Origin of the sequence: Duganella qianjiadongensis, from assembly GCF_009857915.1 — a bacterium.
Classification (GTDB): domain Bacteria; phylum Pseudomonadota; class Gammaproteobacteria; order Burkholderiales; family Burkholderiaceae_D; genus Rugamonas; species Rugamonas qianjiadongensis.
The window spans coordinates 12,815-39,235 of sequence record NZ_WWCM01000006.1; the positions used below are offsets into that span (position 1 = coordinate 12,815).

Here is a 26,421-nt window from a genome sequence, read left to right on the forward strand (position 1 = left end):
CGTCACCTGCTGAACGGGCCACTGTAACTACATGGAGACTATCATGAGCTATCTCGACCGCGATACCTATGGCATTTATAACGATAATGCAGACGACAGCGGCCCCGGCCCGCGGCTGATGGGTGCAGATACCCTGATCGGCGAAGACGTGTACAACCGTCAGGATGAGGACCTGGGCGATATCAAGGAAATCATGCTCGACATGCAGCAGGGCCGGGTGGCCTACGCTGTGCTGTCCTTTGGCGGCTGGCTGGGTATGGGCGACAAGCTGTTCGCCGTGCCATGGGAAGCCCTGCAACTGGATACGGCAAACCGACGCTTTCTGCTCGACGTTTCCAAGGAGCACCTGAAAAATGCACCAGGCCTCGACAAGGATCACTGGCCGGACATGGCAAGCACGGAGTTCGGCACGGAGATCCACAGCTTCTACCACACCCAGCAGAATGTTGGCGGTGCGCGTACCGCTAGCGGAAGCGTCATGGGTAGCGGCAGTACCAGCCTGCAGAGCGATCCCGGCTATAGCGGCAAGGTCGAAACTGGCTCCGGCCGCGGCGGCAATCTATAAAACGGCATCGTTGGCGCTGGCGGCACTGCACCATGATGAGGCAGTGCCGCGCTGCAAACTTCGTTTTTACGGATAGGCTTCACCATCTGGTGTATTCGGTTTGGTGATGGCGTGATGGCGTCGCACCAAAATCGGGCATTCCCACTGGCACGCTTCTTGATACTAGAGAAGCGTACTCATCTGGGATGTTCGATATGCCAAAATTCTTCAATGAAATGACTGCAGACGGTCTCGCGCATGACGCCAGCGCCGAGCTTAGGGAGCACTATCGTGAATTCTGCGGCTGGCTTCAGCGCCAGTCGCGTGAAACCATAGAACGGAAGCGGGCCGAAGCTGACCTGACGTTCCGCCGCGTCGGCATTACGTTCGCTGTTTATGGCGATGATGCGGGCACCGAGCGCCTGATTCCGTTCGATACCATTCCCCGCATTATCCCCGCCCACGAATGGCAGCAGTTACAGGCCGGACTAGTGCAGCGTGTGCAGGCACTGAATATGTTCATTCATGACATCTATCATGAGCAGAACATTATCCGCGCCGGCATCATTCCCGCCGAACAGATCTATCAGAACGCCCAGTATCGCCCTGAAATGCAGGGTATTAATGTGGCTTCCGACATCTACGCCCATATCGCCGGGGTGGACATCGTGCGTGCCGGTCAGGGGGAATTCTATGTGCTTGAGGATAATCTGCGCGTGCCTTCCGGCGTGTCGTACATGCTGGAAGACCGCAAGATGATGATGCGGCTATTCCCCGAACTGTTTGCCCGCAACCGGATTGCACCGGTGGATCACTACCCTGACTTGCTGCTGGATAATCTGCGTTCGGTCGCGCCCATGGGCATTAACGATCCTACGGTGGTGGTCATGACGCCGGGCATGTACAACTCGGCCTACTTCGAACACGCTTTCCTCGCCCAGCAGATGGGCGTGGAACTGGTGGAAGGCAAAGACCTGTTTGTCAGCGACAACACCGTGTTTATGCGCACCACGCGCGGACCCAAACGGGTAGATGTGATCTACCGCCGGCTGGACGACGACTTCCTTGATCCCCTCGCCTTCCGGCCGGATTCTTCGCTGGGCGTGCCGGGTCTGCTGTCGGTGTACCGGGCGGGCCGGGTGACGCTGGCCAACGCCATCGGCACCGGTGTAGCCGATGATAAGTCCATCTACCCTTATGTGCCGGACATGATCAAGTTCTATCTGTCCGAAGCGCCTATCCTGAACAACGTGCCGACCTACCAGTGCCGTAAGCCGGAAGATCTGGCCTATACGCTGGCCCATCTGCCGGAACTGGTGGTCAAGGAAGTGCATGGCGCAGGCGGCTACGGCATGCTGGTGGGCCCTGCTTCGAGCAAGCAGCAGATCGAAGATTTCCGCCAGCGTCTGCTGGCGCGGCCTGACGGCTATATTGCCCAGCCCACGCTGGCGCTGTCGGCCTGCCCTACCTACGTCGACGAAGGCATCGCGCCGCGCCACATCGATCTGCGGCCATTCGTGCTGTCGGGGAAAACCATCGCCATGGTGCCGGGTGGTCTTACCCGCGTCGCCTTGCAGGAAGGGTCGCTCGTCGTCAATTCTTCGCAGGGTGGCGGCACCAAAGACACCTGGGTACTGGAACGTTAAGGAGATACTATGCTGAGCCGCACCGCCGATCATTTGTTCTGGATGGCCCGCTACACGGAGCGCGCCGAAAATACTGCCCGCATGCTCGATGTGAATGTGCAGACCTCGATGCTGCCCCAATCGGAAGCAGAAACTGCCCAGGGCTGGCGCGCCATGCTGGGCATTTCCGAGCTACAGCATGCTTTTGATCAGAAGTACCGTACGCTGGAAGGACGTGCCGTAATCGATTTCATGGTGCGTGATCCGGCCAATCCTTCCTCCATCGTGGCATGTTTGACGGAAGCGCGCGAAAATGCCCGGGCCGTGCGCGGTACGCTCACCACCGAAGTGTGGGAAATCCAGAACCAGACCTGGCTGGATATGCAGCAGCATCTGAAAGGCGAACTGCTGGAAAGCGACCCCAGCAAATTCTTCGAGTGGGTGAAATACCGCTCTCACCTGTCACGCGGAGTCACCGTCGGCACCATGCTGCGTGACGAGGCTGTGCACTTTATCCGCCTTGGCACTTTCCTTGAACGGGCCGACAATACTGCGCGCATCCTGGATGTGAAGTTTCACGGCGGCGCTGCGGAACCGGCTGGCGATGCCATGACGCAGCGCGACTTCTACTACTGGGGCGCGCTGCTACGGTCCGTATCGGGCTTCGAAATCTACCGCAAGGTATATCGCGATGTGATCACGCCGGCCAGGATAGCCGAATTGCTGATGCTGCGCAGCGATATGCCGCGTTCGCTGCTGGCCTGCATGGATGAAGTACTACTCAATCTGCGCGCGGTGCATAACGAGGTTTCGGCAGATACGGAGCGCTATGCGGGCCGCCTGCATGCTCAGTTGCAGTTTGGTAAGATCGATGATCTGCTAGCCGAGGGTCTGCACGATACGCTGACCGCCTTCCTCGCCGATATCAATGAACTGGGTAACCGCATCAGCCGCGACTTCCTCGTGCCGCTGGCGGCTTGAGCGGGAGGCTGAATATGCACCTGACGATACGGCATGAGACTGTGTACAGCTATAGTTCGCCGCTGGCATACACCATCCAGCAACTGCACCTGACGCCGCGCAGCGACCCCCAGCAACGCGTGCTTGCATGGGAATTGAGCCTGCCGGGCTCAGTGCATGCCTATACCGACGCCTATGCCAACCCGTCGCATATGATGACGCTGGCAACGCCACACACGCAGTTGCAGATCATCGCCGGCGGCGTGGTGGAAACCAGTTTGCCGCCGCAGGGGCGTATCAGTACCAACGAATCGTTGTCGCCGCTGGTGTTTACCGTGCCGACCCGTCTCACCGAAGCGGGAACGGAGGTGCAGCAGCTGTCTGCTAGCTGTCTGGGCAAGGCGCCAGCCACGACGGGCCGCTTGCTGCGCTTGAGCGAACACATCCTGCATGGGGTGCGCTATCAGACGGGCGCTACCGAAGTAGGCAGTACGGCAACGCAGGCACTGCAGCTGGGCCAGGGGGTGTGTCAGGATCATGCCCACGTGTTCATCGCGTGCTGTCATGCGGCAGGCATACCGGCACGCTACGTTTCCGGCTATATCGATCCCGAGAACACCGGGCATGCGGCCAGCCATGCGTGGGTGGACGGCTGGGTGGAAGATGGCGATTACACGGGCTGGGTGAGTATCGACGTGACGCACGCACGGCTGATGACGGATGCGTATTGCCGGCTGGCGGTGGGGCGCGACTACGAAGGCGCTGCGCCTATCCGCGGCGTGCGCCGGGGTGGCGGCACGGAATCGATGCGTGTGCAGGTTGAGATTGTGCCGCAGTAGACGCGGTAGAATGATGGTTCTTTAAACAGATGGTTGGTCACGATGACGTATTGTGTCGGTATGCGCCTGAACGCCGGGCTGGTTTTTCTTTCGGATTCACGCACCAACGCGGGGGTGGATCAGGTGGGTACTTTCCGCAAAATGAGTGTGTTCGAGATTCCGGGCGAGCGCATGATGGTGATGATGACGGCGGGGAATCTGTCGATTTCGCAGTCGATACGCCAGCTCATTTCTGAAAGTCACGGCGAGGACGGGCGTAGCATCTGGAATGTCGCGAACATGCATGAAGCGGCCAGGATGGTCGGCGATGCGGTGCGGCAGGTGCATGCGCGCGAAGCCAAGGCGCTGGCAGAGTTCGGCATCGATTTCAATGTCAGCATTATCTTCGGCGGCCAGATCGGCGACGAGCGTTGCCGCCTGTTCCAGATATATGCGGCAGGTAACTTTATCGAAGCGCACGACGAGAATACCTATTTCCAGATCGGTGAAGCCAAGTATGGCAAGCCGATTATCGATCGCGTGGTGGCGCCTACAACCAGCCTGGACGATGCGGCCAAGTGTGCCCTGATCTCGATGGATTCTACGCTGCGTTCCAATGTTTCGGTGGGCTTGCCGCTGGACCTGCTGGTGTATGAAAGCGGGAAACTGGCGGTGACCCATTTTGTCACGATAGACGAACGCAATCAGTATTTCCAGATGATCCGCAATACCTGGGGGCATCAGCTCAAGCGCGTGTTCGAGGGGCTGGAGTATCCAGTCTGGGATGCAGCACCCGAAAGCACTGCCCATGTACTGCATAGCGCCACGACGGCCAGCCGGCCGGTACGCGTTACGCCACCGGCCGGTGTTGCCCTCCCCGCCGCACAGCGCGCGCCGATCCAGACCCTGACTCAGCAGTTTCACGACGGACAGCAATAATCCGCCTAGGATAGGGAGCAAGGGCTATTATTAGCATAAGTTCCTATTCGTCCTGGAGTATTGCATGTCGGAAGTAAGTATTTTCTCGGTTGATTCCTTGCTCAAATATATGGGCAATGATGACAAGGCGCGCGCGATGGTGGGCAAGATTGTGGCCGATGCCTGCGCTCCCGGAATGGAACCGCTGCTTCTGGCGGGTACGGCCATCCGCGAGGGACGCTTTGCCGAAGCGGGGAAGATCCTTCATACCTTGCGCGGCGCCATCGGTACGCTGGGCGCAAAGCGGCTGGTCTCGGCCTCGCTTGCTCTCGAGCAGGCTTTGCTAGGCCAGAACCCGGATCAAGTCCCTATGCTGTTTGCTAATGTGGAAGCGGAATACCGTCTGGTATTGCACGCGGCGGAGCACTGGTTGCGCCAGAATGCTTCCGGTTTGCTCGGCTAATCATTGCTTATTGCTCAATATTTTTGTTAATTTGTGTATGCTGCGTCGCGGCGTAGGCCTTGCTACAGGCTGGCGTTTTGCACATTAACGAATCGTTACAATTGTTACTCCCATTACGACTGTATCAACCGGACAGAAGGTGGCTTCGTGCTAACATGCTTCTCGACTGATGCAGCGCCCTCTGGGCGAGGTCTTGAACGCTCGCTGCATCTTTCCCGGTAAAAGAATATCGTATGTGGACAAGCATTGTTCAGTAGGCAATTTGCTTTGGCGCAAGTATAATGGTGCAGTGCGTCGTGATGACCCCTAATCCCAGTGTTAATCACAGGTTGAAACTCTATGGAATTATTCAATAAGTCAGGTGTGCTGATTTCATCTCTGCTGGTGCTGGTGGGCGCTTTGATTGCCTGTCAGGCCAAGGAAGATGCAATTCCGCCTTCGACAGTTATTGAAGCAGCGGCTATGCAACTGGGTACGCAAGGCCACCGCGCTGCCGAGCGGCGGTTGCAGGAGTGGGCCGATCTCGGTTCGCCTGTAGCACAGCGCGAATTGGCTCTCCGATATGTGAGCATCCCTTCCAAGCGCAACGAAGCGCGCCAGCTATTCGAGCGCGCAGCCGGTGCCGGCGATGCCCAAGCTGTGATTAATCTTGCCGGCCTGTATCAGACTTCCGCTCTGCCCTCTTCCAGTTCGGCCATCGCTGGTGGTCGTGCTCTGAAAGAAGTTAGCAACGCCAGCTATCTGCCGCATTAAGCAGACCAGCCTCCCGTATCACGCCGCTTGGCGGTTGGACAGATACCAGTTCACAGTTTGCTGTAGGCCGCGCCGCAAGTCATGCGTGGGCTGGTAGCCCAGCAGTTGTGCCGCCTTGCTGATGTCCGCGTGGGAGTGTTTTACATCGCCGGCGCGAAAGTCACGGAATTGCGCCTGCAGCGGGATGGCCCTAGCTGTGTGAGAAGCCAGCAATTCTGCCAGTAAGCTGTGCAATTCGCGCAGAGGGGTTCTCTGCCCCACCGCAATGTTATATATCTGATCGCAGGCGTCGGCGCGCTCGCATACGGCCGCCAACAGATTAGCCTGTACAACGTTCTCGACAAAACAGAAGTCCCGGCTGGTCTCGCCATCGCCAAAAATGATGGGGGCTTGCCCCTGTCGCAGCGCTTCGATAAAACATGGAATTACAGCGGCATACGCTCCCGAAGGATCCTGGCGAGGACCATATACATTGAAGTAGCGCAAACCTATACTTCGCAGCCCATAGCAGCGCTGGTAAAGGCGGGCGTACTGTTCGTCGATCTGTTTGCTCAGCGCATACGGTGACAAGGCATTGCCGCTTGCGGTTTCCCGCTTGGGTAGTTCGGCATGGTCACCATAGGTGGCGCTGGAACTGGCGTAGACTAATTTCTTTACTTGCGTCTGCCGGATGGCTTCCAGCATGTTGATAAAGCCCGAAACATTGATCTGGAAACAGGTCTGTGGCTCATGCAGCGAGCGTGTCACGCTACCCAGCGCTGCCTGATGCAGCACATAGTCGGCGTCGCGGCATGCTGCGAGGCAGAACGATGGTATGCGGATATCCCCTTCCAGCAGGCGGAAATTGCGCCAGTTTTCCGCCCCGGCCAGTGCCGCTACCTGTGTCAGATTTTCCCGCCGGCCGGTCAGAAAGTTATCGATGCCGGTGACAGACTGCCCGAGCTGGAGTAAAGCCAGTACCAGATTCGATCCGATGAACCCGGCAGCTCCCGTTATCAGCCAGCGTTCCGGGCGCGCCTGCAGCTGCTCGCGTACGCGTTGATAGTGATTGTCCTCGATCATGTCGGCCGCCATCACAATCTCCACACGTGCCGGCCAGTAGCCAGCATGGCGGGCATATCGAATTGACCTTTCAGGTCTATCAGACAGCCGTCGTTACGCAGCCGGCTACATAGTTCGCTGATGGGGCGTTGCAGCAATGTTCTATGCGGCACTGCGCAGATCATGGCATCCGCTACGGGGAGTTCCTGCCAGCGCTGTAATTGCACGCCGTATTCATGAACCGCCTCTTCCGGATCGGCGACGGGGTCATGCACGAGAACTTCCACCCCGAACGATTGCAGTTCTGTAATAAGATCCGCCACCTTCGAATTGCGCAGGTCTGGGCAATTTTCCTTGAACGTCAGACCCAGCACGATGACCGTAGCGCCCTTGATGCGTAGATTGGCTTGCACCATCAGCTTGATGGTGCGTTCTGCGACAAATTTTGCCATGCTGTCGTTGATCTTGCGGCCTGCCAGAATGACGTCCGGATGGTAGCCCAGCTTCTGCGCTTTATGGATCAGATAATACGGATCTACTCCAATGCAGTGCCCGCCAACTAGTCCGGGCTGGAACGGCAGGAAGTTCCATTTTGAAGCGGCAGCCTTGAGTACCTCATGCGTATCTATCTGTAACCGGTCAAAGATGATCGCAAGCTCGTTCATGAGTGCGATATTCAGGTCACGCTGCGTGTTCTCGATTACCTTTGCAGCCTCGGCTACCATGGACAAGCCGTCTTCCATGCTGGCACCGTAGCGGTAGCGCACCTGTGCCAATCCGGTAATGCCGGGCTTGATGCTGTGCCGCACGTTGTAATATGCAGTCTGGTCGCTCAGGCGGCTAACGAAGTAGGCACGCTCCGGCCTGGGACCGACAAAGCTCATTTCGCCCCGCAGTACGTTGAGCATCTGAGGCAGTTCGTCTATCCTGAGGCGGCGCAGCCAGTAGCCCACCCGGGTGATACGGGGGTCGTTTTCCAGCGCCCAGCGCGGTTGGCCATCGCGCTCGGCGTCGGCACGCATGCTGCGGAACTTCAGCACGCGGAACGGCCGGTTGTTACGGCCGATGCGCTCCTGCTGATAAAACACCTGGCCGCCATCTTCCAGCCAGATAGCCAGCGCAGCGATCAGCATGATGGGAGCCGCGAGCAGACCAATCAGAGCGCTGGCCAGTAGGTCGACGGCGCGCTTCACACCGGCTCTGAGCAGATTCTGCTTGAAGCCGCCACCAAAGATCAGATAGCTGGGCTGCAGTGCATCAAGCCGGATCTGGCAGGCTTCGCGTTCGAAGAAAGTTGCCGCGTCAGTGATCGCAACGCCGCCCAGCGCACAATCAAGCAGCTGGTGTACGGGAAGCCCGCCGCCACGCCTATCCCCTACCGAGACTATGATCTCATCGGCGCTGTGGCGGCGTGCCAGTGCAAGCAGTGATGGCTCGGCAGGCAGCAGCATGGAACGGGGCACGCAGATATCTTCCCCCTGTACAGCTACGAAACCCAGCACTTTAAAGGGATGGAAGCCACCACCGGCAGCGGCCAGTGCCAGACATTCACGTGCTGTTGTGCCCTGTCCGATGACAATCAAGCGCTGCTCAAGCAAACGCGACTGAACTGAGGTGAAAACCAATAGACGCGTACCCAGCACCGCCAGCCCGCCCAGCAGAAAGACCGCTGCACTGACATGACCGAGATGATGGCCAGGCAATATGGTGGCAAGCAGATTCTGCAGGCAGAACGCCAGAGCCAGCGCAGGCAGTATGCGGATCAAGGTGCTGCGCATATCAGCGCGGGTCTGGCTAGGCTGATACATCCCTAGCGTACCCATGCTCGCCACCATCGCCAGAGCATAGCCTAGTCCGGTTCCATATACCTGTTGTGGCAGGAAATACTTTCCGGCCAGCCACCACGGCGAACTGAGGACGGCGACCAGAAGCAATGCCATCAGTTCCAGCAGCAGTAACAGAAAGGCAATTTTTGATACGTAATGGTGAAAGATGCGGATCACGATGCCCTCCCTGTAACGGGCCAGACGATGCTGTCGATGATGAGCGCGTCGCATTTTCAGACCTTGAGCGGCCACAATGGGCTCTGCGGTTGAACGAAATCGGGACAAGTTTGGGCTCAGATATGACAGCCGCATGACAAATGGTCTATAGTCATGGGTCTTTACTGTATTCAAGCGGAATCATGAAATTTGATGTTGCAATTGTCGGCAGTGGATTGGCCGGCCTGTCAGTCGCCTTGCATCTGGCGGAAACGCGCACTGTCGCGATCATTTCCAAGCGCGCCCTGAAGGACGGGGCCAGTAACTGGGCACAGGGCGGCATTGCTGCCGTGCTAGATTCTGGCGATAGCCACAAGCAGCACATCGATGACACCCTGATTGCCGGTGGCGGCCTGTGTGACGAAGGAGCTACCCGCTTTATCGTCGAGCATGGACGCGAAGCCATCGAGTGGCTGATCGAACAGGGCGTGCCTTTCACCCGCGACGATACGGCCGAGCTGGGCTTCCACCTGACCCGCGAAGGTGGCCACAGCCAGCGCCGCATCATCCATGCCGCCGATGCCACCGGCCATGCCGTGCAGGTAACGCTGGAAGAAAAAGTGCGCGCCCATCCGAACATCACCCTGTTCGAGCACCATTGCGCAATTGACCTGATCACCTCGGATAAGCTCAATCCCGTCAAGAAAAACAGCCAGCCCAAGTGTGTAGGCCTGTACGTACAGGATGAAAAGTCCGGTCAGGTACTGACCTTTGCCGCCGAACATACTGTGATGGCAACGGGCGGCGCCGGCAAAGTCTATCTGTACACCACCAACCCCGATACGGCCAGCGGCGATGGTATCGCCATGGCCTGGCGTGCCGGTTGCCGCGTATCGAACATGGAATTCATCCAGTTCCATCCGACCTGTCTGTATCACCCTTATGCCAAATCCTTCCTGATTACGGAAGCCATACGGGGCGAAGGCGGGCTGCTCAAGCTGCCGCCGGAGGCTGGCGCTTCGGCCGGCAAGCGCTTCATGCTGGCCCATGACGAACGGGCCGAGCTGGCGCCGCGCGATGTGGTGGCCCGTGCCATCGACTTCGAAATCAAGAAGCGCGGTCTGGACTATGTCCACCTCGACATCAGCCACAAACCGGCCGATTTCCTGATCGAGCATTTCCCGACGATTTACGCGCGCTGCCTGGAGCTGGGCATCGACATCACCAAGGAGCCGATTCCTATCGTGCCGGCCGCGCACTACACCTGCGGCGGCGTGGTCACCGATCTGTATGGCCGCACCGACCTGCCCGGCCTGTACGCCGTGGGCGAGACCGCCTGCACCGGCCTGCATGGTGCCAATCGTCTGGCCAGTAACTCGCTGCTCGAATGCGTGGTCATCGGGCGTGCCTGCGCTACCGACATCGCCAGCAAGGAAAAAGGCGAAGTGCCCTACCTGCCGGACTGGGACGAGAGCCGCGTGACCGATGCCGATGAAGAAGTGGTCATCGCCCACAACTGGGATGAACTGCGCCGTTTCATGTGGAATTATGTCGGTATCGTCCGCACCACCAAACGGCTGGAACGGGCCCAGCACCGGATTGCCTTGCTCAAGGAAGAAATCGACGAGTACTACCAGAACTTCCGCATTACCCATGATCTGCTGGAGTTGCGCAATCTGGTCGATGTGGCCGGCCTGATCGTCAATAGCGCCTTGCAGCGGCACGAAAGCCGTGGCCTGCACTTCAGCCGCGACTATCCGGAAACCCTGCCCAAGGCGCTGCCCAGCATCCTGACGCCCCACCGCCGCAAATAGGCGGCGCCAATATAAGGTATGAGCATGATCGCCTTGCGTACTGCCCTTGCAACCGACATTCCTGCAATGGAAGCGCTGATTGCCCGCTCAGGCATAGAACTAAGCGAGGGCTACTACACGCCCGAGCAGGCGCAGGCCATCACCCGCCACGTGTTCGGGGTCGATACCCAGCTGGTGGCGGACCATACCTATTTTGTGATCGAACAGGCCGGCGAGCTGCTGGCCTGTGGCGGCTGGAGCAAGCGCGCCACGCTGTTCGGCGCCGACCGCACCAAACAAGGGGCGGATCCCCTGCTCGATCCGGCCACCCAGCCGGCACGCATACGGGCATTTTTCGTCCATCCTCAGGCCGCGCGGCGCGGTCTGGGCCGCCAGTTGCTCGAACATTGCAGTAATGCGGCAGCGGCAGGCGGTTTTCACCGGCTGGAGCTGGCCGCCACCCTGCCCGGCGTGCCGCTCTACCGGGCCTGCGGTTTCAGCGAAATCGAAGCGTTCGAAATTCCCCTGCCCGGCCCGATCAAAGTCGGGCTGGTCAGAATGGGCAAGGACATCTAGCGGGAATTAGCCGATGATGCGCAGCGAATAGTCGGTTGCGCGTACGTCTTTGGTCAGGCTGCCGATGGAAATCCGGTCCACCCCCGTCTCGGCTATCGCCCGTACGGTAGCGAAATTGATGCCGCCGGAAGCTTCCAGCAGCGCGCGGCCAGCATTGCGCTGTACCGCATCGCGCATCATATCGAGACTGAAGTTATCGAGCAGAATAGACACGGCACCCGCCGCCAGCGCTTCTTCCAGTTCGGCGATAGACTCCACTTCCACCTGTATCGACACGCCCTTGTTCAGCGCCTGCGCCGCATGCACTGCCGGCGTAATGCCGCCAGCCGCCGCGATATGGTTTTCCTTGATCAGGATACCGTCGTACAGAGCCAGCCGCTGATTCTGGCCGCCACCGACGCGCACCGCATACTTCTGCGCCAGACGCATGCCGGGCAGCGTTTTGCGGGTATCGAGGATGGCGGCACGGGTACCGGCGATCACTTCGACGTACTTGCGCGTCACGCTGGCGACGCCGGACAGCAGTTGCAGGAAATTCAGCGCTGCCCGCTCTCCGGTCAGCAAAGCACGCGCGGGGCCATGCAGTGTGCAGACCGGCGTATCGGCCTGCATCAGATCACCTTCGGCATAGTGCCATTCGATCTCGATGCCGGCCTGCATGCAGTTCATCACCCCTTCGAACCACGGCGCGCCGCACAGCACCGCCTGTTCGCGTACGGTCACGCGGGCGGTCGCGCGGCCACCTTCCGGCACCAGCAGGCCAGTCAGATCGCCCGTGCCTACATCTTCCAGCAAGGCCGACAGCAGATTGGCTTCAAAGGCAGATTTAAGCGCCTCGTCAAACGGCGCAAAATGGTTGATCAGCGTACTCATGCCGGACCTATTCCTGAAAACAGCTGGCCTTCCTTGGCCAGATCGGCACCGGCCTGCACACGCGCCTTCTTGGCGGCGGCGAAGTCCAGCATGCGGGTAATCGAGGTCACCGCTTGCTGGCCTATGGCCGGATCGACGTGAATTTCGTTGGCGCTGCTATGCTCCATATTCTCCAGCAGATCAACCAGATTCTGCAGACCGTTCATCGCCATCCACGGGCAGTGCGCACAGCTCTTGCAGGTAGCGCTATTGCCGGCGGTTGGCGCTTCGATGAAGCGCTTGCCCGGCGCGGCAGCACGCATCTTGTGCAGTATGCCGTTATCGGTGGCGACGATGAAGGTGTCCGCCGGCGAATTGACGGCCGCATCGATGATCTGGGTGGTGGAGCCCACCACATCAGCCAGCGCCACCACATTGGCCGGCGATTCCGGATGCACCAGTATTTTCGCTTGCGGATATTGCGCCTTCAGCAGTTCCAGTTCGACGCCTTTGAATTCGTCATGCACGAGGCAGGAACCCTGCCACAGCAGCATGTCGGCGCCGGTTTTCTGCTGGATGTAGGAACCCAGATGCTTGTCCGGCGCCCACAGTATCTTTTTGCCCTGCGCGTGCAGGTGGGCCACGATATCGAGGCCGATGGACGAAGTCACCATCCAGTCGGCCCGTGCTTTGACGGCGGCACTGGTGTTGGCATACACCACCACCGCGCGGTCCGGATGGGCATCGCAGAAGGCAGTGAATTCGTCCGCCGGGCAGCCCAGATCGAGCGAACAGGTGGCGTCCAGATCCGGCATCAGGATACGCTTTTCCGGGCTGAGGATTTTCGCCGTTTCGCCCATGAAGCGCACGCCAGCCACGATCAGCGTCTGGGCGCTGTGGTCGCGGCCAAAGCGGGCCATTTCCAGCGAGTCGGACACACAGCCGCCCGTCTCTTCCGCCAGATCCTGCAGATCGGCATCCACATAGTAGTGCGACACCAGCACGGCCTGCTTTTCCTTCAGCAGTTGCTTGATGCGCTGTTTCAGGGTGCTACGCTGGTCCGCCGTGAGCGGAGCCGGCGTACGCGCCCACGCATGGGCGGTGCAGCTGGCGCCGTCCTGCGGGTGCTCGTACTCGACGGGCTTGATTTCGATGGTATGCATGCTACTCGCTTGAAACGGGGGTAACGTTAAACCGGCAGCCGGACTTAGTTGATGCCCTGGCTGCTCAGGTACTCTTCGTAATTGCCGCGGAAGTCGATCACTTCATTGTCCTTGATTTCGATAATCCGGTTCGCCAGCGAGGACACGAATTCGCGGTCGTGCGATACGAAGATCAGGGTGCCGGCGTATTTTTCCAGCGCGATGTTGAGCGATTCGATCGATTCCATGTCCATGTGGTTGGTCGGTTCGTCCAGCAGCAGCACATTGTGACGGCCCAGCATCAGCTTACCGTACATCATGCGGCCCTTTTCACCACCGGACAGGACTTTGACCGACTTTTTCACCTCGTCGCCGCCGAACAGCAGACGGCCAAGTATCGAGCGCACGGCCTGATCGTCGTCGCCTTCCTTGGTCCACTTGCCCATCCAGTCGGTCAGGTTGATATCGGTGGCGAAATCTTCCGTCGGATCTTGCGGCATATAGCCGACGTTGGCGTTCTCGGCCCACTTCACCAGACCATGGTCGGCCTGCAGACCGGCGATGTCCTGACCGCCGATACAGCGCAGCATGGTGGTTTTACCGGCGCCGTTGGCACCGATAATGGCGATACGCTCGCCTGCTTCGACCATGATGCTGAAGTTATTGAACAGTTGGCGGTCGTATTTCTTGGCAATGCCTTCCACTTCCACGGCCAGACGGTGCAGTTTTTTCTCGCCTTCGAAGCGCACGAAGGGATAGGCACGCGACGACGGCTTGATGTCTTCCACCTTGATCTTGTCTATCATCTTGGCGCGCGAAGTAGCCTGACGGGCTTTCGACTTGTTGGCCGAGAAGCGGCGCACGAAGTCCTGCAGTTCGGCCACTTTCTCTTTGGCCTTGGCATTGTTGGCCAGCTGCTGGTTACGTGCCTGGGTCGATGCCAGCATGTAGTCGTCGTAGTTGCCCGGATAGATCTTCAGGGTGCCGTAATCCATGTCGGCCACGTGGGTGCAGACCTGATTGAGGAAGTGACGATCGTGGGAAATGATGATCATGGTGGAGTTGCGCTCGTTCAGCACATCTTCCAGCCAGCGGATGGTGTTAATGTCGAGGTTATTGGTCGGCTCGTCGAGCAGCAGGATGTCGGGATTCGAGAACAGCGCCTGGGCCAGCAGCACGCGCAGTTTCCAGCCCGGCGATACATTGCTCATCGGGCCCTGATGCAGATCGATGGCAATGCCTACCCCCAGCAGCAGTTCGCCGGCCCGGGCTTCCGCCGTGTAACCGTCGTATTCCGACACTTTGCCTTCCAGTTCGGCCGCTTTCATGTAGTCGTCGTCGGTGGCCTCGGGATTGGCGTAGATCGCATCGCGTTCGGCCATGGCCGCCCACATTTCCGTGTGGCCCATCATGACCACATCGAGCACGCGCATTTCTTCGTAGGCAAACTGGTCCTGACGCAGCTTACCCAGGCGCTCATTCACATCCAGCATCACATTGCCGGACGACGGTTCCAGATCGCCACCCAGAATTTTCATGAAGGTGGACTTGCCGCAGCCGTTCGCGCCGATCAGACCGTAGCGGTTGCCATCGCCGAATTTAACGGAAATGTTTTCGAACAGCGGCTTGGCGCCGAATTGCATAGTAATGTTGGCTGTGGATAGCACGAAGAAGACCTCTAAAGCGGTGAATAGAATTAACCGGGCATTTTACCATTAGCCACGCAAGGTCGGGTACTCGCTCAGCGTCAGTTCTACCGTGCGTGCCTGCGAGCGCAGGTGCGCCATGGCGCCATAGGGCAAGGTAGCACGCCGTTCGATGTGGCCGAAAGGCAGGCCGGTGAGCACCGGCAGCGGCAGCACCGAGCGCAGATAGGCCAGCATGGCTTCGAAATCGTAGCCGTTGTCGTAAGGACTGAGCTTGTAGCCGGAAAAATCGCCCAGCAGCAGCGCCTGCTGGCCTGCCAGCGCGCCCGCGTAGAACAGTTGCAGCACCATGCGTTCAATCCGGTAAGGGTGCTCGCTGATGTCTTCAAGGAACAGAATGCCGCCGGGCTGGGCAGCGAAATACGGCGTACCCAGCAAACTGACCAGCATGGCCAGATTGCCGCCCCACAGCTGGCCGCGCACGTCGACCACGGGGTTATCGCTGCCCTCTTCTGCCACCTCGCCGATGACCTGATGCAGCGGTCCGCGCAGGCAATTATGGAACTGCTGCATGGTGTAGCCGACCAGTGTTGCGCGCGCATAGTCGCCGCAGAACATGGGACCGGCAAAGCTGATGCATCCCGTCTGCTTCATGTACGCCATCTGGAAGGCGGTGAAATCGCTGTAGCCGACGAATAGCTTGCCGCTGGCCGCCAGCCGGTCGAAATCGATATGGGGCAGCAGCCGGCTCATGCCGTAGGAGCCGCGCAGAGCCAGCACTACCTCGACCTCGGGATCCTCGGCCGCCGCATACAGCTGGGCCAGACGGGCTTGATCGGTAGCGGCAAAACGCTGGTGCCGCTGCTCGTGCTGGTAGTAGTTGTGGATCAGATAGCCCTGCTGACGCAGGCGTTCGATACCCGCCTCGACAGCGGGATAGTCCGGTGCATAGCCACCGGTGGCGGCAATAGCCATGCCGAAGGGAGTCGTAGTCAAATTAAGTCTGCCGCAGGAAGGGGATGAGCGTTAGCAAAAGCGCGACCATCTTACCGCGCAGCCCCTATGCGGGCAAGCTCAGCGCCACTTTCCGTACAGCGCTAGGCGTCGGAATGATCCGCTGCGCCAGCCTGCGTGCTGGCAGCGCGGCGCGCAGCCGACGCGGCAGCCCGACGGGCAGCAAAAAAGCCTTTGAGCATCTCGCCACAGTCATCGCCCAGCACCCCGCCTGTGACACTGGTGTGGTGGTTCAGCTGGGTATGTTCGAACAGATTCATCAGCGAACCGCATACCCCGGTCTTGGGGTCGCTGGCGCCGAATACGACGCGGGCCAGCCGCGCATGCATCATGGCGCCTGAACACATCAGGCAAGGCTCCAGCGTGACATACAGCACGCAGCCGGGCAGCCTGTAATTGCCCAGTTTTTCAGCCGCAGCGCGCAGCGCCACGATTTCCGCGTGGGCGCTGGGATCATGCTTGCCTATCGGCTGGTTGTAGCCGCAAGCGATCACCTCGCCATCCTTGACCACCACGGCACCTACCGGTACCTCGCCGAGATCCCATGCGTGCTGCGCCTGTGCCAGCGCCAGCCGCATAAAATCCTGATCTGCCATGGCGTCGGACATGAAATCAGGCCTCCGTAATTTCGGCCCAGCAGTTCGGCGTTTCGTGCAGCACCAGCTTGTGCAGGTGCAAGCCGGTGCCGAAGCGGTCCTTGTAGGCGGCTTTCAGAATGGCGAAGGCGACATGGGCCAGATTTTCTACCGTAGGAATGCGGTCGATCACCACAGTCTTGTGTCCCGGCAGCGTGGCGAGGAAATCGCGCACGGCGGCATCTTTTTCGTAGACGATGAAAGCATGGTCCCACACGTCGACCAGATGTTCTTTGGCCAGCGCCTTGATATCGGAGAAGTCCATAATCATGCCGTTATCGGAATTGCCTTCGGCGCTGATAATCTCGCCCGTCAGCGTGATTTCCAGCGTGTAGCGGTGACCGTGCAGATTGCGGCACTGGCTTTTGTGGTCGGGAATACGGTGACCGGCATCGAATTCCAGTTTGCGGGTAATGGTCAGCATGATTAGGGTATCTGTAAAAGTTTATGGGTTTGCAAACTCAGCTTCCATTTCGGGTTGCGTTTGCAGGTCTCGATGGCGAGACGGGTGTTAAATGCAGCCAGCGGGCCATCCATGGCCTGGACAAAGTAGTGCTCGAAGTCCAGTCCTTCATAGACGCTCAGGTCCTGTCCGGTCTGCGGGATCACCACCTTGATTTCATTGCCTTTGCTCACGGCCAGCGTAGACCCCATCTTCGGGCTGACGCAGATCCAGTCCACCCCGGCCGGCACGGGCAGCGTGCCATTGGTTTCGATGGCGATGGTAAAGCCTTGTGCATGCATGGCATCGATCAACGCCGTATCAAGTTGCAGCAGCGGCTCGCCGCCAGTGAACACGACATATTTGCTGGCGGTATAGCTTTCTGGCCAGAGCGCATTAATCGTCGCAGCCAGTTCGGCCGGCGTAGCGAATTTGCCGCCCCCTTCGCCATCGGTGCCGACAAATTCGGTATCGCAAAACTGGCAGATGGCCTGGGCGCGATCCTGTTCGCGCCCGGTCCACAGATTGCAGCCGGAGAAGCGGCAGAACACCGCAGGCCGGCCCGCGTGCGCACCCTCGCCTTGCAGTGTATAAAAAATCTCTTTGATGCTGTAAGTCACGGCAGTTCCTGAAAGGACAACCCTCAATTATATCGCATCCGCCCCGCCATGCCCAAGGCGGGGAAATAGTTGACTTTCCACAATACTGCTACGGGGCAATCACGCTATGTTGGTGACATGCACTAACAAGGAAGACGCAATCATGTCCACGCCGCCCAAAATCCACCATGTGATGGAGTACCCCGCCGCCGATGCCCAGCATGGCTTCGCCCTGAAACTGATGGAATTGCTCGTAGTGCCTACCTTTGTACTGGATCTGCAAGGCAAGGTCATCATCTGGAATCGCGCCTGCGAACGCCTGACGGGCGTTGAAGCATGGGAAGTGCTGGGCACGCGCGACCACTGGAAAAGCTTTTACCATGAACAGCGCCCTACCCTGGCCGACCTCGTGGTAGAGCACCGCAATACCGTCACCGCACTGGAACAGAGCCCGCAGATCAGGCGTGGGGACAGCGATAGCGGCCTGTGTGCGGAAAACTGGTGCGACATGCCGCGGCTGGGCCGGCGGCGCTATCTGGTGGCCGACGCCAGCCCCATCCATGACAGCAATGGCCAGCTGGTGGCGGTGGCCGAAACCCTGCGCGATGTGACCGACGAAAAGCGGGCGCAGGCGGCACTGGAACAGCTGGCCACCCGCGACGGCCTGACAGGACTGGCCAACCGCCGCTGTTTCGACGACACCCTGGCCGCCGAATGGGCCCGTGCCCTGCGCCAGAACCAGCCGCTGTCGCTACTGATGGTGGACGTGGACAATTTCAAGCAGTACAACGACGCCTATGGTCACCTTGGCGGCGACGAATGCCTGCAGCGCATTGCCGGCGCGGTAGCCTGCGAAATGCGCACCAATGATCTGGTGGCCCGCTACGGCGGCGAAGAATTCGCCGTCATACTGCCCAACCAGTCCCTGAAAGGCGCAGCCATAGTCGCTGAACGCATACGCTGCCGTGTCGAGCAGCTACACCTGCCCAACCTCGGCAGCCTGCAGCATGTGGTGACGGTCAGCATAGGCGCGGCCACGGCATTCGCGGCGCCCGGCAGCGATCCCGGCTTGCTGGTGGCCACCGCCGATTCCGCGCTCTACCGCGCCAAGCACATGGGGCGCAACCGGATCAGCTTGCCGGGGCCGGACGCCGCCTAGCCCGTGTAGACGATATAGTCGAAGCCGTTGCTAATGGCGCCTATGACACCGGCCTGATTCTCGGCCGATTCCGAAATCGAGGCCAGCACTTCGGCACGGGTGGCAGCGCTGTTGTTCAGATTGGTCTCGTAGAACGCGGCGCCACCGGCGTCCGGTGTCCGGTGCAAGACGTTCTGGTAGATCTGGTAGACAAAGTCGTGGTTGCTCAGATTGCTGCCATATGCTTTGGTGAATTCGCTGCTGGTCATCAGATAGTTGGCCACCTGCGTCAGCGTATAGCCATTATCGAGCGCACGTATCCAGAAACCCAGACCGCCCAGATCGGGAGCACGATTGAAGGCCGCCTGATACAGGCGATAGGCCTCGCCGCCGATCTGGTGGTCGCCGATATCGAGCGCCACCGCATTGCCGCTGGCGAAGAATAGCCGCTCCACATTGCTCAGAATATCCTGACTGCCGCTGCCGCTATCCGTCACCAGAAACTCGCTACCGCTGGCCGTTACCGAGTAGCCGCTGCGCGCATTCGACAGAGTGGCAGTGTCGAAGCCAGCGCCACCGTTGACCAGTTCGCTATCACTGCCCAGCACCAGCTTATCGCCGCTGGCGGTGCCGTTGACAATACGGTTGACCTTGGCCAGATCGATGGTGATGTCGGAGAACTTGAGCATTTCAACCCCGCTCAACATATCCGTGCCATCGCCTGCTATCTGCAGACTGGCGATGGCGCCAGACAGCATGTACTTGTTGAGGGTATTGCCGAATACCACGGTATCGATGCCGCCACCGCCAGTAATCGTGTCGTTACCGCTGCCCTCGTAAAAGGTGTCGGCGCCAGCGCCGCCCACCAGCACATTGCCGGCGTTATTGGCGTAAATGGTCGAGCCTCCCGAGCCAGCCACAGCTTTCTCGATGGTGACGTTATAGGCGATCGAAATGTTGTTGTAGCCGGGCGCAGTCGAACTGAAGGTGCCCGCATTCAGATTGATGACCACCGCGTCCGCACAGGCCGAAAAATCCAACGTATCGCTGCCACCGGCATCCCAGATGCACTGCATCGCCGCATCGGTGCTGAAGGCATAGGTATCGGCCGCGGCGTGGTAACTCATGTTGGCGCCATACAGATACTGGATAGCCTGTATGTCGTACAGCATGGGCGTAATGCCGTACTTATGGTTGAGGCTGAAGCCCGCACCATTGTTATATGACATCTGGGTGTAATCGATATTGTCCGTCGCTGCTGGCAAGAACGGCCCGTCGATAGAGCCGCCGGTGGAATCGTAGTTGCCGGGATGCTTGAGCCCGAGCGTATGGCCGAGTTCATGAATCAGCACTGAAGTGCCGAACGATCCATCCGAATAGCGCGAATTGGACGAATCCGTGTTGTTCAGGAACAGGTAAGTCGGATCGCCGCCGTTAGGCAGATAGGCATAGCCACTGCTGGCGTTGCCCTGATCATTGGTGCCCAGCTGGATATTGCCGCCAGATGCCACCTCGCTGAACTTGACGTTGGCAACAGCCGCCCATACCGCCAGCTCGGCCCGCACGGCGGCCTGCTGCTGCGCCGTCATCGGCGCGAAGCCTTTCACATCGTCGACGCTGCCGTCACTCGGCGCCACCGTCATGAAGCTGTAGGTGAGCGTGACAGCCGTACCTGGCCGTTTGGCCCAGCTGCTATACACCAGCGCATCGATGGAATTGTTACCTGTTACAAAAAAGGCCATAGCTGATTATCGAATACAATTAAATTGCCACCATCCTAACATCAGAAAGGCAGATCCTGCAGATCGGGCTCGACCCACTTGCGCCGTGCCTGGGTGGAAAACAGGCAGTCCGGACTCCAGTAGTTCAGCGGCCATTGCTTGTCACCCAGCGGCGAAGCCAGCAGGCCCGTGCACAGCGCTGCCAGCCCCGTGCCGGCCGGCTGCTGGCGCACGTAATCGGCCACGGCACGCAGCGAAGCCTGGGTAATGGTTTCATGGTAGCCGCCCGTGTCCGAATTGGCTACGCCGCAAGCCAGATTGTAGGCCCGGATAATGCCGGGCAGCGCAACCGGCGCGTCGATGTCCGGCCGCGCTACCAGCAACCACAATGCCGCAGCCAGATGGGCGGCGTGGGTCCATTGCTGCTTGGGCAAACTGCAATCGAGCAAGCCCTGGCCTATGGCCTGTATCTGCCCTTCGCTCATTAACGCCCCCTGATAGCTGCTCATGCCGGATCTCCGAAGGGATTGGCAACGGTGGTGCGCGCTGCAGGCGGCAGATGCTCAGGCAGGTTCTGCCCTTCCAGCGCCACCACTACCGCGTTCAGTAACTGCTGCAGGGCGCGGGCGTCGGCCAGACCTTGCTGGTCGGCAGTCAGGTCCAGATCCCCGCTGAGGGTAATGCGGTCTAGCCGGTTTTCTATGCACAGACGGCCGATATTGCGCACATCGGATTCGTTGGCATAGGGCTGGAATGGTTTGCTTTGTTTCATTTTCCACCTTTCGATTTACGCAGCTTTACGTTCGGTAAGCGCAGAACTGTCTCCTTTTGCGCAGCGCTCAGGCTAGGCATGAGATTAATCCCTATTTTCGCTTCCAGTTGCGCAATACTCAGCAGCGCATAGTCGCTCGTCGCGCGGTTTTCCACAAAGAACGCGACGCCAGCGCGCTGGCGCGGGCTGTACACGACTTTATACAGGTGGCTGGGCACCAGCACGTTGCCGATTTTGCGCAGATCACTGCCCAGAAACGCGGGGCCGGTCAGCACATACAGTTCGCCCTCCTTGCTGGCCTGCTTGCGCACCACGGCTTCGATGCCGGCCCACAGATGACGGTTATTCTCACCGTCCTGCGGCACCATATTCGCCAGCGTAAAGCTCTGGTGCTGGCTATTGCGGTCCGGCATATCGCCGTTTGGTGCCATGTGGCCGCGGTCGTAGCCGCTGCGGGCATAATCGGACAGCTCGGCGCGGGAACTGGCCGGCAGCCGGGTTTCGGGATGGAAGGAATTCTCGCGCGACAGTGTTTTGGCCGATTCAAGATGATCGGCAGTCAGGTGTTCTGCCGACCACAGCGGAGTGCGGGTAATGCCGGAGTGCATAACGCCGAACACGTCATAGCACAGCTCGGTAGTGGCCGCCTGCATGCGCGAATTCTGGATTTCCGGCATGCGCCCATCGACATAATGCAGCGGGCAATTGCCCGCCGCCGCACTGGTACACACGCCCGCTGCCAGCATCACCGCCAGCAAACTGCGTTGAATCAAACCCATCGTTTATCCGTAGAAATGTTAAACAGGCATTCTAACGGACAGATTGCCGCCAGCACAGGGCGGTACACACTTAAGCAGCCCGCCCCGTCACCTGCGGGTTGGGGGTAGGTTCGGCCACTTTGTGCAAGTGATTTCGATCAAGGTGATGGAAGGGCTGTTCCTGACCGCGGATCAGCATCACCGTATCCTCTTCATAGGACCAGCTGCCGTCATCATGGAAGCTGACCTTGATGCGGTATTCCACCGTCTTGAAGCCGTGCTCGAGGAAAGGGTTGGAGCGTATGCCGTAGGTCTCCGACTCGCGCAACGCCACCAGTTCGAATTCGCTGGCGTCGGCAGCCACTACGCCTGCCGCCATGGCGATCTGGCCGCGCGGGATGGCCAGCGTCTGGATTACCGTGCTGGTGGCGGGCTCCCACAGCCAATAGCCCACCTGCTCGTGGTAGGTCTTGGGCTGATCCGGCTTATTGACAATGATCAGGTAGCGCAAGCCATAAAACAGTTGCGGCCCGTTGGTGACGGGATCGATCGGCTGCAGCTCGATGCGTTCAACGTAAGCCTGTTTGCGCGGGCCGTCGGCCTTGGGCTTGATGTCCAGCCCGCGCTCGCCCGTCCAGACGCCGGCCATACGTGCCAGCGGTCCCAGATTGTTCAGAGTATTGCGGTCGTAACCATCGGGTTCGGTGTAAATATCGTTGGAAAATTCGCTCATACGGCATCCTGTCTGTGCTGATGAGCGCTATTGTATGGCGGAATTGAAATATAGGCACTGGGCGCAGTGGCGGCTGCTCCAGCCGCAGCAACCGGCAATACCCGCACAGCCAGAATGCCGACGAGGTTATTCAGGCGCATACGGCATAGCGTCAGGCCATCCTGGTCTGCAGCAGCGAGCCGCAACTGCACTTCCAGTCCGGCACTGATGGCATGTGTGCGCAGACTGCGCAGTTCCAGATCGAGCCGCCGCACGATGGCCAGTACGGCTTCCAGTGTGGCGATAGGGGCATCATCCTCGATGCAGAAACGGAAATTGGCCTGAGTATTTTTCATGCAGTCAGAATATCTGCAACCCAACGAAATAGGCTCCCGAATTTTACCCAATAGGCCGTTATCGAAAGAATAAACCGCTATTTAATGTAGAATATTTGGAAGATTTATCTTTTTCAGGGAATCGCCATGCAAATTGACGAAATAGACCGCAAGATACTGCGTGCATTACGCCGTGATGGCCGGCTGAGCAACACTCGTCTGGCCGACATAGTGGGGCTCTCGACTACGCCCTGCTGGAACCGCGTGCGGGCGCTGGAGGAAGCCGGGTTGATAGAAGGCTATACCGCCCTGCTCAGCCAGAAAGCCCTCGGCTATCCGGATACCGTCATCATTGAAGTGACGCTGGACCGGCACGACGACGACATCTTCGAGAAATTCGGTCAGGCGCTGGCCGAGTTACCCGAAGTGATAGAAGCCTATTTGCTGACGGGAGAATATGACTATCTGATCAAGGTGGCAGTGGCAGGCACGGCAGGCTACGAAGAATTCCTGCGGCGCAAACTATATAAGCTGCCGGGTTTAAAACATAGCCGTTCGACATTTGTTTTGCGTTGTTTAAAACACAGTGTTTCTGTTGAACCATAGAACGGTGAATTTAATAAACATTGATATCTGCGTAATACCTAAAAGCCACACTTTTTCCATTCTGCTTGCCCCTGCTTTTTTTCAATAGTAGATTGAAAAACAGAATATTTAACAAAAGGGGAATACAATGCGAATTAATCAGATTGCGGCATTAACAACCTTATCGATTATTTCATCCGCCGCCATGGCGGTAGAAAGCAGCTTCAGCGGATTCGCCCAGCTGACTGTGGGGCGGGTACTGAGCGGCGGATCGGATAGCAGCATCCCGTACCCGATCAGTGCGCAACCGGGCTACAGCTACAAGTGCCCATGCTTCACCGGCAACTACGAGTATGTCGGCGTGTACGAATACCATAAGACCCAGCTACAGCCAGAATCGCTGGCCGGACTCCAGGGCAATTTCAAATTCACCCCTGATCTGTCCGCCACCGTGCAGGTAGTGGCCAGAGACGCCGACAGTTCCGTCAATGCGGACTGGGCCTACGGCAGCTACCGCATCAACGAGAACCTGACGCTGCAGGCAGGCCGCAAGCGTCTGCCCCTGTACTACTACTCCGACTATATGTACGTCGGCTACGCCTACCCTTGGCTGCGCCCTTCACAGGATCTGTACGCCTGGCAGATCTATTCCTACGATGGCGCCAATCTACTCTACACCAACAATGTCGGTGACTGGACCTATACCGGCAATATCTGGGTTGGCAAGCGCAAGAGCAAGGACAACGAACTGCTCGGCAATCTGTATTATCCCAACCGCATCGACGAGTCCTGGAACAAGATGCTGGGCGCTTATATCGATGCCAGCAACGATATATTCAGTGTGCGCGGCGTGTATATGCACACTGTGGTCGAACGCTATTCGGTTATCAACGGGGTCAGCAGCCCTATCATGACCGGTGCAAACGACCAGCTTATTAATAACGTCGGCCAGGCGTTTTATGGCATTTCTTTCAATGTCGATTATAAAAACTGGCTGATGCGCAGCGAAATCAATTATATCGACCGGCCTTCCGTTAAAAATACTTTTACCGCCCAGTCTTATTCCGGCGGTTATAAATTCGACCAGCATTCCATCATGTTGTCGTGGTCGCAATTTGCCGAACATTCCGATTACTGGCCTAACGGCACGGAAAAACACAACACCACTTCGCTGACTTATCGCTGGGACTTCGCTACTTCGCAAGCGCTGAAAGTGCAGTTCGACAAAATCAGGGACAAATCGAAATTCCAGTTCACGGGCGACGCCAATCTGCTGTCGGCATCGTGGCAAATGGTGTTCTGATCCGGTTCTATAAAAATAAATAAACAGACAATAAGGGAGTGCATTTATGCAGAAATTCATCATCGGGCTGGCGCTCGCCAGTACTTGCCTGCTGGCAGGCTTTGCCTCTGCCGCTGAAATCGTGGTCGTGGTCAATCCGAAGAATCCGGCCACCCGCATGTTTTCCGAGCAGGCCTCGCAGTTTTTCCTAGGCAAGTCCACCATGTTCGTACCACTGGATCAGGCGGAAAAATCGCAAATCCGCGCCGATTTCTACCAGCGCCTGGCCGGCAAGGACATTTCCCAGGTTAAAGCCGCCTGGGCCAAGATCATCTTCACGGGGAAAGGCGTGATGCCGGCCGAGTTACATTCAACGGCAGAAGTCAAGAAAGCCATTGCCAACGACATCAACGCTATCGGCTATATTGAAAAGTCGGCAGTCGACGATAGCGTCAAGGTCATACTCACCCTGCCCTGACCGAACTGGCGGCTGCTTGCCGCGTGCAAACAGCCGCCACGCCACTCCGCTTGTCTCGGTTACAATGGTGGCATGAACGCAAAAAATATTCTCCCCCTGCTGCTGCTTGGCGCTGCCTGCACCGCTAAGGCAGACAATGCGCCGCCTCTAGGCTGGAATAATTCGGCCGAACTGGGCGCCATCTCTACCTCCGGCAATACGGTCGGTAATTCTGTCACGGGCAAGCTGGACGCTCATCAGGAACTGCGTAACTGGAGCAATGAATACATCCTGGCCGGCTATTTCAAGGATGAAGAAGTCAAGCAGGCCAGTGGCGAACGGATACGCCAGCGCTCGGCGCAGCGCTACTCGCTGTCGGGCAAAGCCGCTTTCAAGTTGCTAGAAGACCATAACAAGCTGTTCGCACTGGCCACCTATGTGGACGACCGCTTCGGTGCCTACACCCGCTACTCCACGCTGGGCGTCGGTTATGGCACGCAGGCCTATGCCACCGATAGCAGCAATATGGACGTAGAAATCGGTCCGGGCTACTTCAAGGGCACCCGCTCCAACGGCATCACCGAGACGGGCATGACCATCCGCGGCGCGGGCAATCTCAAGTGGAAAGTCAGCGACACGGCCCAGCTTTCGCAGAACGTCATCATCGAGCGCGGCACATCGAATGTCCACTCGCAGGCCGAGACGGCGCTGCGCACCAAGATTAACGGCACCATGCAGATGAAAGCGGCCTACAGCATCCGCAATGACACCAACGTGCCCGCAGACAAGCGCAATACCGACACCCAGACTTCGGTGACGCTGGTCTATTCGTTCTGATTACCTACTTCCAGTCCGTCC

Annotated in this window: 29 protein-coding genes; 14 read left to right on the forward strand and 15 right to left on the reverse strand. The window is 58.6% G+C overall.

Going from position 1 to position 26,421, the window contains the following annotated elements:
- The first annotated feature begins 43 nt into the window (after positions 1–43).
- The 7 genes from GTP27_RS10140 to GTP27_RS10170 all read left to right on the forward strand — a co-directional run bounded on the left by GTP27_RS10140 (position 44) and on the right by GTP27_RS10170 (position 6,081).
- Positions 44–565: a PRC-barrel domain-containing protein gene (locus GTP27_RS10140; protein WP_161039074.1), complete on the forward strand. Its 522-nt coding sequence runs from the start codon at positions 44–46 to the stop codon at positions 563–565.
- A gap of 194 nt (positions 566–759) precedes the next feature.
- Positions 760–2,190, forward strand: a complete 1,431-nt coding sequence (locus GTP27_RS10145; protein ID WP_161039075.1) for a circularly permuted type 2 ATP-grasp protein — start codon at positions 760–762, stop codon at positions 2,188–2,190.
- 9 nt (positions 2,191–2,199) lie between these two features.
- Positions 2,200–3,150 carry an alpha-E domain-containing protein gene (locus GTP27_RS10150; RefSeq protein ID WP_161039076.1) on the forward strand — a complete coding sequence of 317 codons (951 nt, stop codon included), beginning with the start codon at positions 2,200–2,202 and terminating at the stop codon, positions 3,148–3,150.
- A gap of 14 nt (positions 3,151–3,164) precedes the next feature.
- On the forward strand, positions 3,165–3,968 hold the full coding sequence (locus GTP27_RS10155; protein ID WP_161039077.1) for a transglutaminase family protein: 804 nt from the start codon (positions 3,165–3,167) through the stop codon (positions 3,966–3,968).
- 42 nt (positions 3,969–4,010) lie between these two features.
- Complete coding sequence (locus GTP27_RS10160) at positions 4,011–4,886, forward strand: proteasome-type protease (protein ID WP_161039078.1); 876 nt, start codon at positions 4,011–4,013, stop codon at positions 4,884–4,886.
- Between the two features lie 64 nt (positions 4,887–4,950).
- Positions 4,951–5,328, forward strand: a complete 378-nt coding sequence (locus GTP27_RS10165; protein ID WP_161039079.1) for an Hpt domain-containing protein — start codon at positions 4,951–4,953, stop codon at positions 5,326–5,328.
- Between the two features lie 339 nt (positions 5,329–5,667).
- The gene (locus GTP27_RS10170) at positions 5,668–6,081 is read left to right on the forward strand and encodes an SEL1-like repeat protein (RefSeq protein WP_161039080.1); all 414 of its coding nucleotides are present in this window, start codon (positions 5,668–5,670) and stop codon (positions 6,079–6,081) included.
- Between the two features lie 18 nt (positions 6,082–6,099).
- On the opposite strand, the gene GTP27_RS10175 is transcribed toward GTP27_RS10170, so the two are convergent.
- Positions 6,100–7,155, reverse strand: coding sequence for an SDR family oxidoreductase (locus GTP27_RS10175; protein WP_229633623.1), 1,056 nt, complete (start codon positions 7,153–7,155; stop codon positions 6,100–6,102).
- Positions 7,155–9,260: a TIGR03013 family XrtA/PEP-CTERM system glycosyltransferase gene (locus GTP27_RS10180; RefSeq protein WP_308495245.1), complete on the reverse strand. Its 2,106-nt coding sequence runs from the start codon at positions 9,258–9,260 to the stop codon at positions 7,155–7,157. The genes GTP27_RS10175 and GTP27_RS10180 overlap by 1 nt, the downstream gene beginning before the upstream one ends.
- A 47-nt stretch (positions 9,261–9,307) precedes the next feature.
- Here GTP27_RS10180 and nadB point away from each other — a divergent pair, with 47 nt between their 5' ends.
- Positions 9,308–10,918 carry an L-aspartate oxidase gene (gene nadB, locus GTP27_RS10185; RefSeq protein ID WP_161039081.1) on the forward strand — a complete coding sequence of 537 codons (1,611 nt, stop codon included), beginning with the start codon at positions 9,308–9,310 and terminating at the stop codon, positions 10,916–10,918.
- 24 nt (positions 10,919–10,942) lie between these two features.
- The gene (locus GTP27_RS10190) at positions 10,943–11,473 is read left to right on the forward strand and encodes a GNAT family N-acetyltransferase (protein WP_161039082.1); all 531 of its coding nucleotides are present in this window, start codon (positions 10,943–10,945) and stop codon (positions 11,471–11,473) included.
- A 6-nt stretch (positions 11,474–11,479) separates the two neighbouring features.
- On the opposite strand, the gene nadC is transcribed toward GTP27_RS10190, so the two are convergent.
- From nadC to queE, 7 genes are all read right to left on the reverse strand, one after another.
- Positions 11,480–12,346, reverse strand: a complete 867-nt coding sequence (gene nadC, locus GTP27_RS10195) for a carboxylating nicotinate-nucleotide diphosphorylase (protein WP_161039083.1) — start codon at positions 12,344–12,346, stop codon at positions 11,480–11,482.
- Positions 12,343–13,488: a quinolinate synthase NadA gene (gene nadA, locus GTP27_RS10200; RefSeq protein ID WP_161039084.1), complete on the reverse strand. Its 1,146-nt coding sequence runs from the start codon at positions 13,486–13,488 to the stop codon at positions 12,343–12,345. Before nadA ends, nadC begins: the two co-directional genes overlap by 4 nt.
- A gap of 44 nt (positions 13,489–13,532) precedes the next feature.
- Positions 13,533–15,134 carry an ABC-F family ATPase gene (locus tag GTP27_RS10205; RefSeq protein WP_161039085.1) on the reverse strand — a complete coding sequence of 534 codons (1,602 nt, stop codon included), beginning with the start codon at positions 15,132–15,134 and terminating at the stop codon, positions 13,533–13,535.
- Between the two features lie 48 nt (positions 15,135–15,182).
- Entirely contained in the window at positions 15,183–16,109 is a 927-nt protein-coding gene (gene ldcA / locus GTP27_RS10210; RefSeq protein WP_161039086.1) for a muramoyltetrapeptide carboxypeptidase, read from the reverse strand.
- 101 nt (positions 16,110–16,210) lie between these two features.
- Positions 16,211–16,735, reverse strand: a complete 525-nt coding sequence (gene tadA / locus GTP27_RS10215; RefSeq protein WP_202416673.1) for a tRNA adenosine(34) deaminase TadA — start codon at positions 16,733–16,735, stop codon at positions 16,211–16,213.
- Positions 16,736–16,739: 4 nt separating this feature from the next.
- A complete protein-coding gene (gene queD, locus GTP27_RS10220; protein WP_161039087.1) occupies positions 16,740–17,186 on the reverse strand; it encodes a 6-carboxytetrahydropterin synthase QueD in 447 nt (148 codons plus the stop codon).
- Between the two features lie 2 nt (positions 17,187–17,188).
- The gene (gene queE, locus GTP27_RS10225; RefSeq protein WP_161039088.1) at positions 17,189–17,824 is read right to left on the reverse strand and encodes a 7-carboxy-7-deazaguanine synthase; all 636 of its coding nucleotides are present in this window, start codon (positions 17,822–17,824) and stop codon (positions 17,189–17,191) included.
- Positions 17,825–17,966: 142 nt separating this feature from the next.
- Between queE and GTP27_RS10230 the strand changes: the two genes are divergently transcribed.
- Positions 17,967–18,962 (forward strand): sensor domain-containing diguanylate cyclase, encoded by a 996-nt coding sequence (locus tag GTP27_RS10230; protein WP_202416675.1) that lies wholly within the window; start codon positions 17,967–17,969, stop codon positions 18,960–18,962.
- Here GTP27_RS10230 and GTP27_RS10235 read toward each other — a convergent pair.
- The 6 genes from GTP27_RS10235 to GTP27_RS10260 form a co-directional block, all read right to left on the reverse strand.
- Positions 18,959–20,683, reverse strand: coding sequence for a DUF4214 domain-containing protein (locus GTP27_RS10235; protein ID WP_161039089.1), 1,725 nt, complete (start codon positions 20,681–20,683; stop codon positions 18,959–18,961). The genes GTP27_RS10230 and GTP27_RS10235 overlap by 4 nt on opposite strands.
- 41 nt (positions 20,684–20,724) lie before the next feature.
- Positions 20,725–21,171, reverse strand: coding sequence for a hypothetical protein (locus GTP27_RS10240; protein ID WP_202416676.1), 447 nt, complete (start codon positions 21,169–21,171; stop codon positions 20,725–20,727).
- Positions 21,168–21,434 carry a hypothetical protein gene (locus GTP27_RS10245; protein ID WP_161039090.1) on the reverse strand — a complete coding sequence of 89 codons (267 nt, stop codon included), beginning with the start codon at positions 21,432–21,434 and terminating at the stop codon, positions 21,168–21,170. The genes GTP27_RS10240 and GTP27_RS10245 overlap by 4 nt, the downstream gene beginning before the upstream one ends.
- A complete protein-coding gene (locus GTP27_RS10250; RefSeq protein ID WP_161039091.1) occupies positions 21,431–22,213 on the reverse strand; it encodes a DNA/RNA non-specific endonuclease in 783 nt (260 codons plus the stop codon). The genes GTP27_RS10245 and GTP27_RS10250 overlap by 4 nt, the downstream gene beginning before the upstream one ends.
- A 70-nt stretch (positions 22,214–22,283) precedes the next feature.
- Positions 22,284–22,925 (reverse strand): FABP family protein, encoded by a 642-nt coding sequence (locus tag GTP27_RS10255; RefSeq protein ID WP_161039092.1) that lies wholly within the window; start codon positions 22,923–22,925, stop codon positions 22,284–22,286.
- Positions 22,922–23,260, reverse strand: a complete 339-nt coding sequence (locus GTP27_RS10260) for a hypothetical protein (protein WP_202416677.1) — start codon at positions 23,258–23,260, stop codon at positions 22,922–22,924. The genes GTP27_RS10255 and GTP27_RS10260 overlap by 4 nt, the downstream gene beginning before the upstream one ends.
- 126 nt (positions 23,261–23,386) lie before the next feature.
- Here GTP27_RS10260 and GTP27_RS10265 point away from each other — a divergent pair, with 126 nt between their 5' ends.
- From GTP27_RS10265 to GTP27_RS10280, 4 genes are all read left to right on the forward strand, one after another.
- Positions 23,387–23,845 (forward strand): Lrp/AsnC family transcriptional regulator, encoded by a 459-nt coding sequence (locus GTP27_RS10265; protein ID WP_161039093.1) that lies wholly within the window; start codon positions 23,387–23,389, stop codon positions 23,843–23,845.
- A 127-nt stretch (positions 23,846–23,972) separates the two neighbouring features.
- Positions 23,973–25,127, forward strand: a complete 1,155-nt coding sequence (locus GTP27_RS10270) for a hypothetical protein (RefSeq protein WP_161039094.1) — start codon at positions 23,973–23,975, stop codon at positions 25,125–25,127.
- 46 nt (positions 25,128–25,173) lie between these two features.
- A complete protein-coding gene (locus GTP27_RS10275) occupies positions 25,174–25,584 on the forward strand; it encodes a type 2 periplasmic-binding domain-containing protein (RefSeq protein WP_161039095.1) in 411 nt (136 codons plus the stop codon).
- Positions 25,585–25,656: 72 nt separating this feature from the next.
- Positions 25,657–26,400, forward strand: a complete 744-nt coding sequence (locus tag GTP27_RS10280; protein WP_161039096.1) for a DUF481 domain-containing protein — start codon at positions 25,657–25,659, stop codon at positions 26,398–26,400.
- The last annotated feature ends 21 nt before the right edge of the window (positions 26,401–26,421 follow it).